Genomic DNA, 17,630 nt, shown 5'->3' with positions numbered 1-17,630 from the left:
AAGCTTTTATAATATTGTAAAATACGTATTTTTAATAATAATTACGATAAAATACGGTATTTAATTACAACTCACCAGTAACTTCCGATTCATCCAGTTGGAGGTGTTCTGCCATCATTTCTTTATTTTCTAAAATACTGTGATATGTATCCTTAAAATTATTATTATCTTTTTCGTAAATTAAATAACAGATACGAATCGGTTTATCTTTTTTAAATTTAATAATCTGCAAACTTCTTTCTTTTGAAAATGCTTTAGCCATAGATACCGGTACAATGGCCCAATAGTCAGGCGATTTTAAAAATTCATTGATCAGTATACCTGTATGGACTTCTACTCCTAAAGTGCCTGCATAGCCGAAGTGTTGCTCATGCCACTGCTGAAAGACGTGTCCCCAGTTGATGTACAATTCCTTTGACGCATCGAGAGAATCCAAAGTCACATCGGCTGACGATGCCCTGTTAATTACCAGCACTAGTTCTTCTCTGAAAAATTCTTCTTTAATTACCGTTTCCGAAACTCTTTCTTGAAGAATAAAACCAATGTCGACAACGTTGTCCTCGACCAGTGAATAGATTTCATCTGATTGATGGGTTCTTATAAAATAACTGACCGAGTCGTGATCGCTCACCAGCTTGCGGAAAATAGTTGTTAAGACAAAATTATTAATGCTGTCGACCCCTGCAATTGAAACATTCTTATCATATTGTTTTTGCTTCAGCATTTTTGAATCCGTCATCAGCTGTTCCCACTGCAGCGCGATTTTATAAAATGTTTCTCCATCATGACTTAATTTAATAGAGGTCACACCCTTTGACCGTTCGATCAGTCTAACTTCCAGTTTTGTTTCCAGACTTTTAATTCTTTGGCTGATTGTCGATTGAGATATAAATAATTGTTTTGAGGCTTTCGATATATTCCCAGACCTGACAACAGCAAGAAAAGCTTCAATTTCTGATGTATTCATAGCACCCTCCAAATACCGTATTTATTAATAATTAATTTCATAATAACGTATTTTACATTATATGAGCTTTGATGCTAATCTAAACTTAATCACATATAAATGCAATGAAGGAGTGTATCTGATGTCTGAAGTTGAAAATCTTTTTAATAAACTGAATGCTGATTTAGCCCCCGGTCAGGAAAAACGTATAAATGTCGATGATATTGAATTCAAGGGCGAAATACTCACCGGAGATCCTGTCGATTTTTCCCACGGTGATGTCGATGCTTTTAAACCCGTCCCCGGTGCACTTGATAATTTTGTTTACGGCTTTGAAGAAGTCGGCGGTTCGCAGGCTTATACGGTTTACCGCGGCCGTGAAGATATTTTAAAGGATGTCGCTGAAAAACTTTCTAATTACTCTCACACAGCGATTGACCCATTCGAAGAAATTATCATTACACCCGGAACCCAAGGGGCACTCTTCCTCGCTGTCGGTGCCACTGTGACGCGCGGTGGTAAGGTTGCCATTGTCGAACCGGATTACTATGCCAACAGAAAACTCGTTCACTTTTTTCAAGGGGAACTTTACCCGATTGAACTCGATTATTTAAATCATCAGAATGAAGCAGGCATTAATCTCGAAACACTGGAAGACAGTTTTAAAGCGGGTGTGAAAACTTTTATCTTCTCTAATCCGAATAATCCGAGCGGCGTCGTGTACAGCGAAGATGAGATTACTAAAATTGCCCAGCTGGTTAAGCAATACGGCGTGAATGTTATCGTCGATGAATTATACTCCCGTCAGCTGTTTGATGATAGAAAATATACCCATCTCGCAAGTCTAGATATCGTACCGAAAGAAAATATTGTTACGATTATCGGTCCGTCTAAGACCGAATCTCTCAGCGGCTTCAGACTGGGGACGGCCTACGGTTCGAAAGAAATTATTAATAGAATGGAGCAGCTTCAGGCGATTGTCTCACTGAGAGCGAGCGGCTACAGTCAAATCGTGCTAAAAAACTGGTTCAGTGAACCCGAAGGCTGGATGCGCGGTCGTATTCAGGCACACCAGGATATTAGAGATACGCTGACTGCCTTGTTTAAGGGTGCCGGTTTTGAAGTAAGAACAACTGAAGCGGGCAGCTATATCTTCCCTAAAATAAATAATCTGTCTATCCACTGCGATGATTTTGTTAAAGTATTAAAAAAACAAGCGAAAGTGACCGTCACACCGGGAACCCAGTTTGGTCCGCAGTTCACCGACTGCATCAGATTAAACTTCTCACAAGATAAAGAAAAAGCAGTCGATGCTGTAAAACGAATTATTAAAGTAGCGGGGTATTATAAAAATGAAAAATAATGTGATTCCAAACGGTAATTATAAGCTGGCCACACGCGATGGCAATAGAGTGTACACGTCAGGCATTACACCGAAAATAAATGGAAAACTGATTAAAACAGGCAAGCTGAATAGTGAAACAGATTTAACGGAATACGAACAGATTACCCAGCAGGCTGTTAAAAATGCCGTTCAGGTCATTCAAGAACAGCTCGAGGATAATGAGTCCATCGAACAAATGATCATGATGACCGTTTACGTCAATTCATCAGAAGACTTTACAGCACATTCACAAATTGCTGACTTTGCTTCCGGCTATCTTGCAGAAACTTTTGGTACCGGCATTACCGGTTCAAGAGCTGCAGTGGGTGTGTCGTCATTGCCAGGCAATGCTCCGCTCGAAATATCGTTAATTGCAAAAATAAAATAGCATAGAAAAAGGACGTTTAAATCGAAAGCTCGATTCAAACGTCCTTTTTCTATACATACTCTAATTTCAATTGCTTAATAGGCTTATGCGCCTTCGTCGTCTGATTCAGTATCTTCAGTTTCTGTATCTGTTTCAGTCTCTGTGCTGTCTTCAGTCTCTGTGCTTTCAGTTCCTGACTCTTCAGTGCCAGTTTCCTCTGTGCTCTCTTCTTCAGTGCCTCCGCCGCATGCAGCTAATGCTAATACTCCAACTAATGATCCAACTGTTAAAAGTTTCTTCATTATGAATTCCAGCTCCTTAAAGTAGATTATATTCCAGACTGATTCTTGATGTTAAATCTACAATACCCCAGAGTAAAACATGCTTATACCTAATTTACCAAGCCTTAACAATTTCGAAAACTTATTAAAACTGATAACCATCTATAACTTAGCTTGAACCGGCCACGCTTCTTTCTTCTCGCACATGTCCCAAAACATATATTCATACAGACTGGTTGTCACAACAATCTCCTCAAGCGCCTCGAGTTCCCGCTCCGGTTTACCTTCAGCCAGCTCGTTTAATAATGTCATCGCCGTCCCGTTCAGTTCGGTAAAATCTTCACCTGAATACGTATCTACCCATTGCTTATACGGATTGTTTTCCTGGTTTGGATACTTTTTGACTAAATGATTGCCGATAAAATTATAACTCCAGGCACAAGCTAGAAGACACGCCGCAACCGCTGCCGCGTCGCCCCGCGAAGCATGATTCAGCATGTAGCTCGTATAAGCCGTATTGACCGCAGAAGGCCTCGTCTCTAATAACACCGCTTCAGAAATTCCGAACTCAGCTGCATACGCTCTGTGCAGCGCCATCTCACCGTGAAGCGTCCCGTGCAGCAGCTCCGAAAACATCTGCATGGTCTTTAAATCCGGCGCCTTATCTGCACCGATGGCCATCAATCTTGAATACTCCATTAAGTAGACATAATCCTGTTTCAGCCAATGCTGAAATTTCTCTTCATCGAGCGTCCCCGCCCCTAAACCGTCCACAAAAGGATGCTCGAGATAACCATTCCAAATATCCTCAACACTGCGCCACAACCTGTCAGTAAATTTCATTTAACTGTTCTCCTTTTTTTACAGCTGAAGACGATAAAAACCCGAACCTTTTGAGGGTCCGGGTCATATGAATATACAGGCACATATATCGACACAGACTTCCCTGCGCAGGTACTAACCTACAGGTTCAAAGGGTCGATATGATCTCTCAGCACTTAAAGTGCGCCCCCAGCCGTTTATATTTTATTTTAAACATGATGGACGGTCTTAAAGGCAAGACTTTCCGTCCGGAAGTTTTTGAGGCAAAGCCCCCGTCGAAATCAGATGATCAGCACAATGTGTGTATCGTATCCAGTATCCGAATTCTTAAAACGTAATAGATGAGTAAGCCGTAAATGGTAATCCATTAATTTCTCAAATAAGGAATGATCTGATTTCTGCCAAAAATTATTACAGTGACTGAAGCGTCACTTCTACGGTTTCAGTACTGTTGAACTTATCAATCAGCATCGATTTCCGGTGTACTGTCACTTCCATCTCTTCAATGTACTGAAGCACTTCTGCTTCGTTAATAATCCCCTCTTCAACAATACCGACACCGGACACTGTTTTAATACGTTCTCTGCTGTAACCGAAGGACGTATTGTTCTGCAGATTATTAACGATATCCCGCTCCAGTTTTAAGGATTCCAGCACTTCAGATGCCGTCGCCTCCTGCCCGTCGATATTAATCGTGCCCGTCGTATTTTTAACATGAATGGCTGCTTTTAAAGCGATAATATCCTGTTTAACCGTTTCTATTTTGTTTAGTGACGCTTTCACATCTTCTTTTTTATCCGCCTTAACGACACTCTCATTATTCACAGCAATCGGCACACGATATTCTGTATCAAACTTCGTATATTCTTTATTTAACTGTGTGCGGAGATTACTGACTGTAAAAATAGCTTCCTGCAAAGTAAGTGTTGTCATCATTGCCTCCTGTAGTCCTTTAGTTTAATTCATGTATTTCTTAAAAATTTTACCCATATCATTCAGGAAATACTTACCTTCCTGGTTAGATGGCCAATGATTTGAAAAAATCGAGAAAATTAATTGTTTGCCGTTTTGCTGAATGATACCGAATTCATGTTCCAGTGCAGTCACTGAACCCGTTTTCGACGCGATAAACTCTGCATCATCATCTTCATCGATATTAAAACAGCCGCCGACTCTGTCGTTGATCTGCTGTTTTTTCATCACATCGTAAAAGTTCTTTCTAACGTTTTCTTCTAGCACATCGTTTTCTTTAATTACGTACTGCATGGAAGTAAACATATCTGCAGCAGATGTTGCATTTCGCTTGCCGTCTTTAATGCCGGCAGTGTCATAGTAATTGCGCGCCAATGTCGTGTCGTGCAGACCGAGTGCCGTAAACCCTTCATTAATGCGGTCAATGCCCATGTTATCAATCAGCATATTGGCTGCAGTATTATCCGAGACGATCGTTGACAGCACAATGGTATCCCATAAAGTCAGACGTTTAACATCCTGTAATGTATGAAGGACACCACAGCCGCCGACTTTCTTACCGACAGTCAGTAAGGTATCTTCATAATTATGAAAATGCTGCTGCAGATTGATAATGCTGATTGGCACTTTTATCGTACTGGCTGATGGATATACAACATGCTCATTATGGACGTATACCTGATCTTCAAATTGTATTTTGTAAGAAATATCACTGGTCGGCTGACGCTCGACCAGCGCCTTGATTTCATCTATAAACATAAAGTCATCCCCTTGGCTTTGTTTAACTAAACATTATCATAAGTCATGTGCCGTTTGCACTTAGTCTTAACGGGGAATATAACTTTAATTACTAATTTATATGGAGGTTTGGCATAGTGGGACATATTGAAATCATTGAAGATGAACGGCATTTACAAGAAAGGCTGCAGCACCATATCGACAGCGGCGTGCCGGAAAACAAATTAATTGTGGTGTCAAACCGCGGCGTTGAAGGTTTTTTAAGAGACTATCCCAGCGTTGAAGAAGAGATGGCCGGCGGGCGTGATATCGCCGACATTTTCAGCAGATATATCGCTGTCTCTGACGAAAAAGCCGGTCAGTATACCGATGCATTAAATAAGGGTGAACTGCTCTTATATATTGAAAATGATACATCAGCACCTGCTGCAGCTGACGAAGAAACGATTAAACTCCGTAAAGAACGGCTCTCTGTGAATAAAGATTCCGTCAATAAGGGTGAAGTCGTCGTAGAAAAATATGCAGAATCAGAAATTGAAGAATTTGACGTTCCTGTGAATATGGATAATGTCACAGTCGAACGCCGTCCGGTAGAAGGCGAACCGCTGTTTGAAACATACAACCAGACTGAGGACGGCGAGGACGATCTTAATGTGATTCGCATCCCGATTACTAAAGAACGTATCAGGATTATTAAAGAGCAGGTCGTCACGGAAGAAATTATCGTCAGAAAAGAAGTCATTGAAAAAACAGAGCATGTCTCCGGCACAGTCAGACGTGAAGATATTAGAGTAAGCGAAGTAAAAAACGAAGACTTAGACAAGTAAAAAGGAATTGGGACATAAATATATCCATAATAAAAAAATCCGTACGTCAGCTTTCCTCGTGTATCAGGAGTCTAACGTACGGATTTCTTTGTCTTGTGCAAAATTGATAACATTTTATGAGCTATTGTCTTAGCCCTTTATCTTATTTTTTCTTATTTGTATATTTGGAAATGTACGGTTTCACCGCATTAATCACTTTTTCTCTTTTAACCGGGTCACTCATCGTCTGTCTAATCAGTCTAATAATCATATTCTTCATATAAATACCTGCATCTTTCTATTTAAAGTCTTCCTTATCATAGCATCCTGAATGAATATTAAAAAAGATTAATACTTAGTCCGGGCGATGATTCTGAACTCTTAAGTTCAAACCGAAGACGATAAATGAAATAATCACAAGACCGAGCATGACCAAACGGTATATTTCAAATGATGGATCGATTCGCATAACCATCAGCATTTCAAAGACAATCCAGCCTGCAATGACTGTAATAAAAGCTGCTCTAAAAGACTTGTCCAGTATTTTTTCTTTCGCTTCTTTACTCAGTTCTGTATCTTTAAAGAAATTCACTGCTGTTACCAGTGCATAAGTTAAAACAATTAGGAGCACGGCGCCTATCGTAATCATGTTGAGCATTCTCCTTAAACTAAGCCGGCAGCGAGAATCGAACTCGCATTTCAGCCTTACCATGGCTGCGTTCTGCCATTAAACTATGCCGGCATGTATTAGCATCAGCTATTACTATAGTATATTCTCCGTGTTTTATCCAGCCCCAACAAGTGGTAATGTTGCGGTATAATAGTATACATACATGCACCAAAGAACGGAGGACGGACGATGAAAAAAGCTTTGGCAATTATAAACCGGACTGCCGGCATGGGACAAAAAGCAGAACTTGAAGCGGCACTGATCCGCAATTTAAAATCCCAAGACTATGAAACGGTCATTAAATATACGAAGCCGACCGGCTTTAAACACATAGTAATGAAACATGAACCGGATACTGATTTATTTGTGGTAGCTGGCGGAGACGGCACTGTCAGCGAACTGATCAGCATACTCGTCAGTGAAAATATAAAAACTCCGGCAGCAGTCATCCCTGCAGGAACAGTGAACGACTTTGCAAGAGCGAATGATATCCCGCTGAATCCGGTGAGCGCTGCGAAAACATTGGATACAACATCTGCTAAAACAGTCGACACCATTCAACTTAATGAAAACTATGCCGGCTACTTAGTTGCTTTCGGCAACTTCATGACATCATTCGCCAAAGTAAAAAGTTCCGTAAAAAATAAGCTGGGTCGCGCAGCCTATCTCATCCGCGGCATTCGAACAATCATCAGTTTAAAAACCTACCGGCTGAATATGAAGGTCGACCAAGTCGAAATGGAAATAGACTCTGTATTTACAGTAGTTTCTAAAATATCATCGGTCGGCAGTGTAGAAAAACTGATACCGGAAGCGAAATCGAATGACGGCCTCCTGCACATATTAAATGTGGCACCAGTAAAATTCAAAGAACTGTTACCGCTTATTTTAAAAGCCTTCAAAGGAGACATTACCGACCATCCGAAAGTGACATACCTCACGGCTGAACAGATTGAAATTCGGTCGAATGATTTAGAAGATATGAATATCGACGGAGATATTAACGACTATGAAGATGTGAAAATTTCTGTAGTAAAAGACGGGATCACACTGGTACAGCATAAAACAGAAGAATAAAAAATACCGGACATGTGAATGAAACCTTCACACTCCGGTATTTTCTTATTTCCTAACCACTTTTGCCAATATCGTTCCGATTAACAGTGCCCATACCGGCGCACTGACGTAGAATATTGAAATTCCCGATACGGAAATAATAAATGTAAAAACAACTGCCATCGTATTTTTTGAACTTGAGAAACTCGTTCTCATCGTAGAAGCAAATACACCGATTAAGACGAAACCAGCTAGCATAGCCATTAATGCTTCTGGCAATTCAAACATTAAAGGCACCAGTGCCCAGGCAAACAGCCCGAAAATCAGCATAATAATACTCGATATAATGGAAGCCACGTAACGTTTATCCGTTTCACCAGACTCCTCATCCGAAGCGATCGTTGTCATCATTCCTGCCACGTTGGCAGACTGACCGCCGAAGAAGCTGGTAAAAATCGATAAGATTCCGCTGACTGTTAAAATATTGTTCGTTGGAACATTGTAGCCGCCGCGATTGAGCGCACCCACAGCCGGTGTGGCATCATTGCTTAAAATCATCAATGCCAAAGGAATGGAAATAGAAATCGCACCCTGCAGTGAGAAATCGGGCATATGCACGATCGGCATAACAAAATCTGTTCCTAATGCGGACATGTCAAAATCATAAAAAATGAAAAAGACAATGACGCTCGTTAAAACAGAACCGAGCATTGGCGGGATTCTTAAATCCCATTTAGTTAAAATAAAAAAGACGGAAATTGCGCTGATTCCAACAATCGGAAGATCCTGTGCTGCGGGAATCAGGCCGACGACATAGCTGGTAATAATACCGGCGAGCATGGCTGAAATAATCTCGCGGGGAATCCAGCTCATGACTTTCTTAAAAATGCCGGAAACTCCGAAAAGCGTAATGATAATGGCGGTGATAATAAAACCGCCGACCAGTTCGGAATACGTGAAATGCGGTGTGACGGTGACTAAAAATGCGACGCCGGTGATGGAATGCGCACCGACTATGGGCATGCGGTAGTACAATGCCATAATTAATCCGAAAAGCGCGCCGAAGAACTGTACAGCGTAAAACCAGGAGATGGTCTCGATATGAGAAAAACCACCCGCTGTAGCCGCTTCAATGACGATGATCGGGGCACCGACGATACCGAGTGTCCCGGTGATGAGACCGGCGGAAATATTTTGTGTGTTTAAATCGTTAATGAAGCTTCTGTTACGAATGTTGTTCATATAAAAATCTCCGTTACTATATATGTAATATATTGATGATACCACTAGATAATAGTATGTGAGTGGGGAATACTATAAAAACTCTGAGGAGATAATATTCCTCAGAGTTTTCTTAATCAATTTTATAATACAGTCAGTAATCTACAGAGCAATGCACTTCTATTCGGTATTTCACTCGCTAATATATGCTCATTTTTAGCATGAATCCCTTCACCGACTGCCCCCAGCCCATCTAACGTTGGTATTCCTAAACTCGCTGTAAAGTTTCCATCACTGCCTCCACCAACATAAGCCTGTTCAAGCTCGCCGAGATCTAGATCTGCAGCTACATCTTGTGCTATTTCAAATAGTTCCTCAGTTGCTTCACTTTTATTCATAGGTGGCCGATTAATCCCACCGCTGACTTTCAATTTTATTCCATTTTCATAAGGAGATAAATTCTTAATTAATTGATCTATACGTTTCTGTTCTTTTTTAGTACTGACACGGACATTCACACCGAATTTCGCAAAGTCCGGAACAACATTAAGTTTACCTCCACCCTTAATAGATCCCACATTAATCGTAGTACCAATCTTATAATCCGTGAGTGATTCTAAATATACGATTTGTCTAGCAGCTTCCTTTATTGCATTTATACCATCTTCATGATTATTACCAGAATGTGCTTTTTTTCCTTTCACTTCCACGAAATATCTTGAGGAACCCTTCCTACCTGTTTTTAACGCACCAGTTTCTGCAACAGGTGGTTCCGTTACTAACACATAGTCACTGTTATTAGCTTCGGATTCAATTAAAGATTTTGAGGATGGGCTTCCGATCTCTTCATCACTAGTACATAAAAATACTATCTTTTTATGCATTTCTAAAGAAAGGTCCTTTATAGCTTTAATTGACCAAATAGCTTGTACTAGACCACCCTTCATATCAAGAATACCAGGACCGTATAATTTATCCCCATCAATTTTTAGTTTTAAATCTCCTTCATCCCATACTGTATCAAAATGAGACAAAATAAGAATCGTTCGTTCACCTTCTCCATATTCAAAACGTAAATGATCTCCATAATCACTATTTTTTATTACGTCTGCTGAATAACCAAAATATCTTACAAATAACTTCTGTATTCGATCGGCACATAAGTCAACCAAATCTACATCATTTGACGGTGAATCTCTTTCAACTAAATATCTAATATCTTTAATAATATCTTGCTTATTTTCTTCCATATAATCTAATACTTTATCCATTTTAAGTCATATCCTCTTCATTAGAATGGTCCATAATTTACTAACACAGCTGTTGCAACGATTAAGACACCTACTACCGTCCAAATTAAAACTAATGGTAAAACAAATTTGAACCAACTGACATACGAAACTTTACCTACAGCGAGTACCGCCATAAGCACCCCTGATGTAGGTGTAATAATGTTTGTGATACCATCACCTAGCTTAAACGCAATAACACCTGTCTGCCTTGTTATTTCAAGCATATCTACTAAAGGAACAATGAATGGCATGACAATTGCTGCTTGTCCAGTACCAGATGTAATGATTAAATTAAAAAATAAGTTGAAGAAAAATAGCGTAATTGCACCAAGCATTGGTGGTAAAACATTCAAAGGTTCGAATGCATAATTAACAATTGTATCTAGTACTGCCCCTTCTTCTAGAACTAATACTATAGATCTTGCTAGACCAATTACTAGTGCTCCATATACTAGCCCCTGAGCACCCTTTATAAATACTTTTACAAATTCATTTGGATTAATTCGAGCAATAGCTGCGATTACAATTGCAGCTAGCAGGAATATTGCAGCTAATTCATTTACATTCCACTCAAGCTGGAATACTCCATACAGAAAAATCCCCATAAACCCAAAGAATACTAATAAAATAATTTTATGTATCCCTGTGAATTTCCCAATTTTATTTTGAGTATCTTCAAGCTCCTCATCTACTTCAAATTCCGCCATCTTTTTATTAGGATCGTTACTAATTCTCTTAACATAGAGACAAATATAAACGATTGTTACAATGAGCAAGATAACAAATGCAATAAACCTTAGCCAAGCTCCTGAAAATAAAGGTAATTCTGAGATATTCTGAGCGAGTCCTGTAATCACTGGATCGAATGTCCCAGTTGCAACACCTACATATTGTCCCAGATAAACCATAGCCACCCCAACTAACGGGTCTAGCTTCAGTCCTTTAGCGAGAATTATTCCTATAGGAATAAATGCAATAATCGCGTTACCACTAATTCCCGCCATATCCATAAATGCAAAAATAATTATAAATAAAATAACTAAGGGATATTTTTTACCATTTGCCTTATCAATCAATGCATTGATCCCTGAGTTAATTGCACCAGTATGTTCTAAAATCGCTACAACACCACCGACAATCAATACCATAAAAATTAGATCCGAGCTTTCAATTAAGCCATTTTGAATCGCTAAGAAAATATCCATAATACCGACTGGACTTTGCTCTGCCCCTTGATATGTACCTTCTACTACTATTGAACGACCATCAACATCCTCCCGTTCAAACTCTCCTGACGGTACTAAATAAGTAGCGATAGATGCAATAATTAAAATACCAAAGATAATAACAAAAGCATCAGGTACTGCAAATCTTTTTTTCTTTTTCTCCCCCATCGTATTCCCCTCCATTTATAAAAGTATCTTGCAAAGCAATATTAGCATAATAATCTACATCTAATTATAATAAATTTGAATTTTACAATAATTATAGAATTAATATCTAGAGTCTTTATTCATGCTTAGTAGTAAAAAAAATAACCTGCCAATAAAATTTAGTACTTAAGATCTTTAAAAGTTCGGTTTCTTAATATATATTGATATATAAGGACTTGGAGGCGTTATGATGGAAAATGCTAAAATAGCATCTCTCAATAAATCAGTATCAGAATTATTACTAAGCGGTAATACTGTATTCAGTATACCTGATTTCCAAAGAGATTTTGTATGGTCAGAAAACGAAATTAAAGATTTAATAAATGACTTCGATGAAGATTCCCGCAATTTCGAACAGGAAACTGACGAATTGTCTGGATATCTTTTAGGAAACATTGTACTAATTGGTCAAGGTAAAAACTATGAGGTAATCGATGGACAGCAACGGCTCACTACTTTAACGATAATTTTTAAAGCATTGCAAGCCTATGCCAAAAATAAAGCTGATGATTCTTCTGCTAAATATCAAGAAAAATGGAGGAGTTATAGCTCAAACTTATCCAAAGGATATAGTCTAACAAGTGATTTAGGAGATTATAAGGGATTAAAAATCAGCCACGACTCTTCCCTATCATTTGGTGATTATTATCGTCGTCTTATGGAAGATGACTTGGAATCTGATTATATCCCTGATAAAGAAACCGATAAAAATATCCAATCAATTTACGATTACGTTACTGAATATTTTGACAGTGAAGAGATGTCTGAAGAAAAAATGATTCGGTTCATAAACTATTTAACAGAGAACGTCTTTTTAATTATGACAACCGCTCCAAATGAAAGTAAGGCATTCCAGTTGTTTGAAGTATTGAATGATAGAGGTCGTTCATTAGAACCGTTAGACCTTATTAAAAATATGTTTCTAAAAATAATTACTAAGAACGATAAAAACAATACTCAAAAGAAAGAATTCTTGCAGCATTGGAGTAAATTCAGTGAAAACTTAGAGTACCCAATGACTAAAGATAAAAGACGTAGTAAACTATCATCCTCTAGCTTTTTAAGTAGCTATATTCTAGCTTTTGAAGGTGAGAATGTTAGAAAGAATGATCTCTTTGAATACTTTAAGAAAAAACATGATCAGCTTTCATCTAAAGATCTAATTGATTTTGCTAAAAATGTAAATAAAGTATCAGAAGTTTATTCGAGACTATCTATGAAAGAATTTGGTAGTTACTTAAGAGATAGTCATAAAGAAATGACAATCCTTTATGACATATTAGGTAATGAACAATCTAAAGCTATGCTGATGCCTTTCTATTTTGTAGATAATGAAGATAAGTGGAAAATACTCGATGCTACTACAAGATTTGTAGCTTCAATCCTATTCAGCTTTACTCAAGCCAATCAAATTGAGGCCTTTATCCCGAAAATGATCCAACAATATAAAAATGATCCTAATATAGACAAGTTGGTATCTTTTATTAACAAAGAAGTCGCTAAATATGCAGCAGATATAAGAGATTCTTTACCTGCAAGAAGATTAGAAAATAAAAACGGTACAGTAAGTAAAAAAACTACTACTATTTATAGATTTTTGGAAGGTTATTACTGCAATAGAATGGATGCGATCACTCCACAAACAGGTAAGCGATTCTCTATTGAACATATTATGTCAAGAAAACTTACAGTGTATGATTACTCCGTTATGGGGTTCAAGGATGAAGAGGAATTCGAGCAATATCTTAATCGAATTGGTAACCTATCATTAATATATACAACAGATAACTCATCTTTAGGCAATAAACCATTCTCTGAAAAAAGTCCGCATTACAAGGAAGTTGACTTCTTCCTAACTAAAAAACTAAGTACACAACTTTCTACTAGTGTCAGTAATGGAAAAGATACGAAATTGATTAATCAAATTAACAAAAGTATAAGCACTCCTAAGTTGACTAGTAAGCAACAATTTTTCACTAAGTCGATGATTGATAAACGATCTGCCGAAATTTCTCATTTCCTTGCTGATATATTAATACAGAAAATATAAAAGAAGCCTCAGACTTTACTGAGGCTTCTTTTACTCTTCACTGTAATAAATTGATAGTGCTTTTTTTACCTGTTCTTTAAGATCATCTTTATCCATAAAAGGCGATAAAACTACTGGGTATTTTTTATTCAATTCAAATATAACTCTACGTCCATATCTTTCATCATCTCCAAGATCTGGCCGATTCAAAATCTTTTTTTTGAATATAGAACTGTAATTTTCCTCTTTAATAATATCTAATAAATTTATCAAAAACTTGGAGTTACGGAAAATTTCATATTTAATAATGTAATTAAATACATCTAAATTATTATAAATTAAATTTATATACTCTTCTTCTTTTTCTTCCTCTAAACCTGCATCTGAAATATATTCTGCAGCCAATACACATTTATATATATAATTTTCCCAATCAAATTTTTTCAACACAATATTATAAAATTCTTTTGCATTCTCAATTTGTGGGTACTTATTTAATAAATAATCTCTCTTTGATGTTATTAATAAGGAATGCCAAAACTTTCCATTCAAATGAATATCTCTAGGAGTATCAATATAATGATCTTTAATTATTTTAACTGCTTTTATAAACTCTTCACGTTTATATGACTCTTTCCCTTTCCCCATATATATAGGGAAATCCGGAGCATTTTCTATATAAATATTTTGCTCTGAAAAATAACTTTCATCCAAATTAATTTGATTATTTTTGAAGTCTTCAAATAAATAATGATTATTCTTATATCCATCCGCTAGAAGTTTAATATTCATAATTACTTACCTCTCTAATCGCTTCAACATATTTTCCAACTATATTGTCTGTAATTAAGTAAATAACCTCATCAATTTCTTCTAAACTCACATCAATTACTTGTTTGCTTTCTAACAAATCATAAAGTTTTTGATCCAATACATCATCATAAGATATTGATAAGTTTTCCAACACAACGTACTCTTCTTCTTTTCCATATTTATTAATGAACAGAGTTAGCGCTTGGCTTAGCCCTGCATAAACATACATATTAACTAAATTTTTATTGAATTCTTTCATCAAATACTTGTCATCTTTAAAGATCAAAACTATTGTTTCTGGTCTTAAATCAACTTTAAATTCACTTTTTAAAGTTGGATCGGTTTCATACTCGAAAAGAAGCAGAGGTTTATTACCTTCCCCATCGTATCTAACAGTATTTGAAAATCCTAATAGTGAGTTCTTAGGGACAATTGTATCCTCTTTATATTCATTATAAAAAGTGGTCAATTCATGATTTTTCGCAAAGTAGATATCCTTTCTACTTTGTAATTGTAACTGTACCAACGTTTTCTTATTTAGGCTTAACCGATTTTTAGGTATTTTAATTATCTTATCTTGAAAATGTATTTTAGAAAAAAAGTTATCATTTGATTGAATAATTATATTTAAATTCACTTCGTTATTCGCCAATAATTCTTTAAGGAATTGTGATTGTAGTTCATATTCAAATGTAAAAATATAATGTGTCCTGTCTTCACTTACGCTCTGAATATCAAAATCAAAAACACAATCTCGATAGCTTGATGTGTCCTCGTAGTACACTGGGTGAGGAAATGAGGCACCTTTTTTATATATCATGACTTTCCACCTCAACTTTATATAAATACTTCAAGGAATCTTTGACATCTCCATTTTTATTTAAATTTATTACCGAAAGATTGTTTTCTATCTCCACATTTTTTATTTTATAATCATTAAAATCATAGTGTTTACTACCCGTTGGATTTGTTATTGATTCAAAGCTATCAGTTAGGCGAGCTTCTTGTTGATGCTCTTGACCCATTCCGTCAACAACTACAAAAGTAATATCACATTCTGACCAATTAGTAGAACCCTCTATATTATTAAAATCCAGTTTTATAATTTCCCTATCTGATAAAGAAATACGTTCTACAGAAGAGTTTGGTAATATCATTGCTTCATATCCTTGTTCTTCTTTCTCGCTTGGTTTTAACTTCCTAGGTGTTCTATTTTGTGTTTTCTTTGTTTGTATCGAATATTCTTTTTCCTTTCTTGTTTCTCGTCTCTCTTTATTTTTCTTCTTTAAAAGAGAAGTCTTAGAATCCACTTGTACTTTTTCTGTAGATTTAGATAAATTTTTACTAAATGTGGAATCAAGTTCTGAGAGTATATGGCTAGTATCAAGTTCACCACTATCCACACTGTTTCTTGTAATAGAGTCATCAATAATTTTTTGCATTTTCTTAGTCAAATTGCTTAAAAATTTCTTAGCATTTTTCTTACTGTTAGTATTTTTTATATTATCTGCTGATAGCTGGGTATGAGATTCATTTTCCATTGTCTTAAGGAACCCATCTTCTTTAGGACCACCAATGAGAACCGCATTGTATGGGCGTCTAATATATCTATCAACTTTATAATCCACAATTTTCATACCCATAGATCTCACTATCCCCACTCGACCAACTGGCAATTCTTCATCATATTTAAAATATAAATCAAATTCGTAGGTTTCGTTAAGTGAATCTACTTTTATCTTCGTAGGTTCGATTACTTCTTGAAATGTTTGTACATATAATGGTGTAAATATTTTTTTGATACTCGGTTTATAATTTTCATAATAATTTCTATCTTCCACAATTTCTAATAAGCTTTTTTTATCAATATATATATTTTTGTCTTGAATTTTATCAATAATTTCAATTTCTATATTTTCATTTAGTATAGCAACGAAAAAATTATCACATACAGCTTTTACTATCTCTTGAAAATTTGTAAATTCCTTACGCAAATAGGGAATTATTATTTTTAGACCCCTTGTATCTTTGTTAAAAATTTTACTATACCCTACATTTTCAAATGGGTATAAGCGATTATTATATGCATCTTTTTTTGAAAAATATCCTGTGGCTCTATAATCTTGATTATCGTGATTATGTTCTATTAAATGAATACTTCCGCCTACGTGCTTTTCTCCAAATTCATCACAGTTTGAAAAATACATTAAGTTGATATCTGACACCGCATTATTTGAAATTTTCCCAATACCATGAGAACCCCCACGAGATATTTCGGTTTCAGCATTTTCATTTTTATTATGAAATCCTTTTCTATAAGCATAGGAACCAAATGTATCTTCTGATCTACCAGATTGACCATTTTTAGCTCCTGACAATCCTTTTGTATTTAAATCTTCTATTGTTAAAACATTAATCGAGTTCTCTTCTTTTCTTCCTTGCATATAATTTATCTTCTCAATCGTATATTCATTTTTACCTTCCATTGAATCTATATGCTGAAATACTTCATTAATGCCCGGTAATTCTGATCTTTCAACCTTTCCTAAGACAATCCTGACTTTTACTTTGTTTTCAGTTTCAAGCTTCGCATCTATAGAGTTTTGTATATTCTCTCTAATTGTTCCTTCTATACCTTTTTCATAAAAAGAATCCAATGATCCATCAAATGTCGTATTTTCAATATATTCAATCTTTGCAAATTGAAAGTCATTCATATTCACTTATGCTCCTCCAATTATTAAGTTAATTTTTTCACTTAAATATGAATGAGAAATTAAACTTTAAAAACATCAGTTTT

17 protein-coding genes, 1 tRNA gene and 1 riboswitch are annotated in these 17,630 nt (G+C 36.3%); of the genes, 5 read left to right on the top strand and 13 right to left on the bottom strand.

The genetic code is table 11. The features are described from left to right. Nucleotides 1–64: 64 nt before the first annotated feature. On the bottom strand, nt 65–967 hold the full coding sequence (locus tag IEU81_RS09185) for a LysR family transcriptional regulator (protein WP_186089242.1): 903 nt from the start codon (nt 965–967) through the stop codon (nt 65–67). A 121-nt stretch (nt 968–1,088) separates the two neighbouring features. On the opposite strand from IEU81_RS09185, the gene IEU81_RS09180 reads away from it, so the two are divergent. Both IEU81_RS09180 and IEU81_RS09175 read left to right on the top strand, forming a co-directional pair. Beyond that, nucleotides 1,089–2,309: a pyridoxal phosphate-dependent aminotransferase gene (locus IEU81_RS09180; RefSeq protein ID WP_186089244.1), complete on the top strand. Its 1,221-nt coding sequence runs from the start codon at nt 1,089–1,091 to the stop codon at nt 2,307–2,309. Beyond that, nucleotides 2,299–2,718 carry a RidA family protein gene (locus tag IEU81_RS09175; RefSeq protein WP_092599385.1) on the top strand — a complete coding sequence of 140 codons (420 nt, stop codon included), beginning with the start codon at nt 2,299–2,301 and terminating at the stop codon, nt 2,716–2,718. Before IEU81_RS09180 ends, IEU81_RS09175 begins: the two co-directional genes overlap by 11 nt. A gap of 83 nt (nt 2,719–2,801) precedes the next feature. On the opposite strand, the gene IEU81_RS09170 is transcribed toward IEU81_RS09175, so the two are convergent. The 4 genes from IEU81_RS09170 to IEU81_RS09155 all read right to left on the bottom strand — a co-directional run bounded on the left by IEU81_RS09170 (nt 2,802) and on the right by IEU81_RS09155 (nt 5,531). Further along, the gene (locus tag IEU81_RS09170) at nt 2,802–2,999 is read right to left on the bottom strand and encodes a hypothetical protein (RefSeq protein ID WP_092599382.1); all 198 of its coding nucleotides are present in this window, start codon (nt 2,997–2,999) and stop codon (nt 2,802–2,804) included. Nucleotides 3,000–3,140: 141 nt separating this feature from the next. Next, nucleotides 3,141–3,821, bottom strand: a complete 681-nt coding sequence (gene tenA, locus IEU81_RS09165) for a thiaminase II (RefSeq protein ID WP_186089246.1) — start codon at nt 3,819–3,821, stop codon at nt 3,141–3,143. 83 nt (nt 3,822–3,904) lie between these two features. Further along, nucleotides 3,905–4,001, bottom strand: a riboswitch (TPP riboswitch). Between the two features lie 210 nt (nt 4,002–4,211). After that, entirely contained in the window at nt 4,212–4,733 is a 522-nt protein-coding gene (locus tag IEU81_RS09160) for a hypothetical protein (protein WP_188352526.1), read from the bottom strand. A 24-nt stretch (nt 4,734–4,757) separates the two neighbouring features. Continuing rightward, complete coding sequence (locus IEU81_RS09155; protein WP_186089250.1) at nt 4,758–5,531, bottom strand: serine hydrolase; 774 nt, start codon at nt 5,529–5,531, stop codon at nt 4,758–4,760. A 116-nt stretch (nt 5,532–5,647) separates the two neighbouring features. On the opposite strand from IEU81_RS09155, the gene IEU81_RS09150 reads away from it, so the two are divergent. Beyond that, on the top strand, nt 5,648–6,337 hold the full coding sequence (locus IEU81_RS09150; protein WP_186089252.1) for a YsnF/AvaK domain-containing protein: 690 nt from the start codon (nt 5,648–5,650) through the stop codon (nt 6,335–6,337). Nucleotides 6,338–6,671: 334 nt separating this feature from the next. Here IEU81_RS09150 and IEU81_RS09145 read toward each other — a convergent pair whose 3' ends face one another. Both IEU81_RS09145 and IEU81_RS09140 read right to left on the bottom strand, forming a co-directional pair. Continuing rightward, complete coding sequence (locus tag IEU81_RS09145; RefSeq protein ID WP_186089254.1) at nt 6,672–6,965, bottom strand: hypothetical protein; 294 nt, start codon at nt 6,963–6,965, stop codon at nt 6,672–6,674. 22 nt (nt 6,966–6,987) lie between these two features. Further along, nucleotides 6,988–7,058, bottom strand: a tRNA-Thr gene (locus IEU81_RS09140). Nucleotides 7,059–7,175: 117 nt separating this feature from the next. Between IEU81_RS09140 and IEU81_RS09135 the strand changes: the two genes are divergently transcribed. After that, nucleotides 7,176–8,063, top strand: coding sequence for a diacylglycerol/lipid kinase family protein (locus IEU81_RS09135; RefSeq protein WP_186089256.1), 888 nt, complete (start codon nt 7,176–7,178; stop codon nt 8,061–8,063). 45 nt (nt 8,064–8,108) lie between these two features. Here the strand turns inward: IEU81_RS09135 and IEU81_RS09130 are convergent, their stop codons facing one another. From IEU81_RS09130 to IEU81_RS09120, 3 genes are all read right to left on the bottom strand, one after another. Next, the gene (locus IEU81_RS09130; protein WP_186089258.1) at nt 8,109–9,284 is read right to left on the bottom strand and encodes a benzoate/H(+) symporter BenE family transporter; all 1,176 of its coding nucleotides are present in this window, start codon (nt 9,282–9,284) and stop codon (nt 8,109–8,111) included. 122 nt (nt 9,285–9,406) lie between these two features. Continuing rightward, nucleotides 9,407–10,534, bottom strand: coding sequence for a M20 family metallopeptidase (locus IEU81_RS09125; RefSeq protein WP_186089260.1), 1,128 nt, complete (start codon nt 10,532–10,534; stop codon nt 9,407–9,409). A gap of 20 nt (nt 10,535–10,554) precedes the next feature. Beyond that, nucleotides 10,555–11,949: a YfcC family protein gene (locus tag IEU81_RS09120; protein ID WP_186089262.1), complete on the bottom strand. Its 1,395-nt coding sequence runs from the start codon at nt 11,947–11,949 to the stop codon at nt 10,555–10,557. A gap of 229 nt (nt 11,950–12,178) precedes the next feature. On the opposite strand from IEU81_RS09120, the gene IEU81_RS09115 reads away from it, so the two are divergent. Then, nucleotides 12,179–14,038 (top strand): DUF262 domain-containing protein, encoded by a 1,860-nt coding sequence (locus IEU81_RS09115; RefSeq protein ID WP_186089264.1) that lies wholly within the window; start codon nt 12,179–12,181, stop codon nt 14,036–14,038. A 30-nt stretch (nt 14,039–14,068) separates the two neighbouring features. On the opposite strand, the gene IEU81_RS09110 is transcribed toward IEU81_RS09115, so the two are convergent. The 3 genes from IEU81_RS09110 to IEU81_RS09100 are packed head-to-tail and all read right to left on the bottom strand — an operon-like array spanning nt 14,069 to nt 17,553. Further along, nucleotides 14,069–14,809, bottom strand: coding sequence for a hypothetical protein (locus tag IEU81_RS09110; protein WP_186089266.1), 741 nt, complete (start codon nt 14,807–14,809; stop codon nt 14,069–14,071). Next, a complete protein-coding gene (locus IEU81_RS09105) occupies nt 14,799–15,650 on the bottom strand; it encodes a hypothetical protein (protein ID WP_186089268.1) in 852 nt (283 codons plus the stop codon). The genes IEU81_RS09110 and IEU81_RS09105 overlap by 11 nt, the downstream gene beginning before the upstream one ends. Further along, the gene (locus IEU81_RS09100) at nt 15,640–17,553 is read right to left on the bottom strand and encodes a hypothetical protein (RefSeq protein ID WP_186089270.1); all 1,914 of its coding nucleotides are present in this window, start codon (nt 17,551–17,553) and stop codon (nt 15,640–15,642) included. The genes IEU81_RS09105 and IEU81_RS09100 overlap by 11 nt, the downstream gene beginning before the upstream one ends. Nucleotides 17,554–17,630 lie beyond the last annotated feature (77 nt).

This window comes from Jeotgalicoccus aerolatus (assembly GCF_014635205.1).
GTDB lineage: Bacteria > Bacillota > Bacilli > Staphylococcales > Salinicoccaceae > Jeotgalicoccus > Jeotgalicoccus aerolatus.
This window is presented reverse-complemented; position numbering and strand designations above follow the sequence as displayed.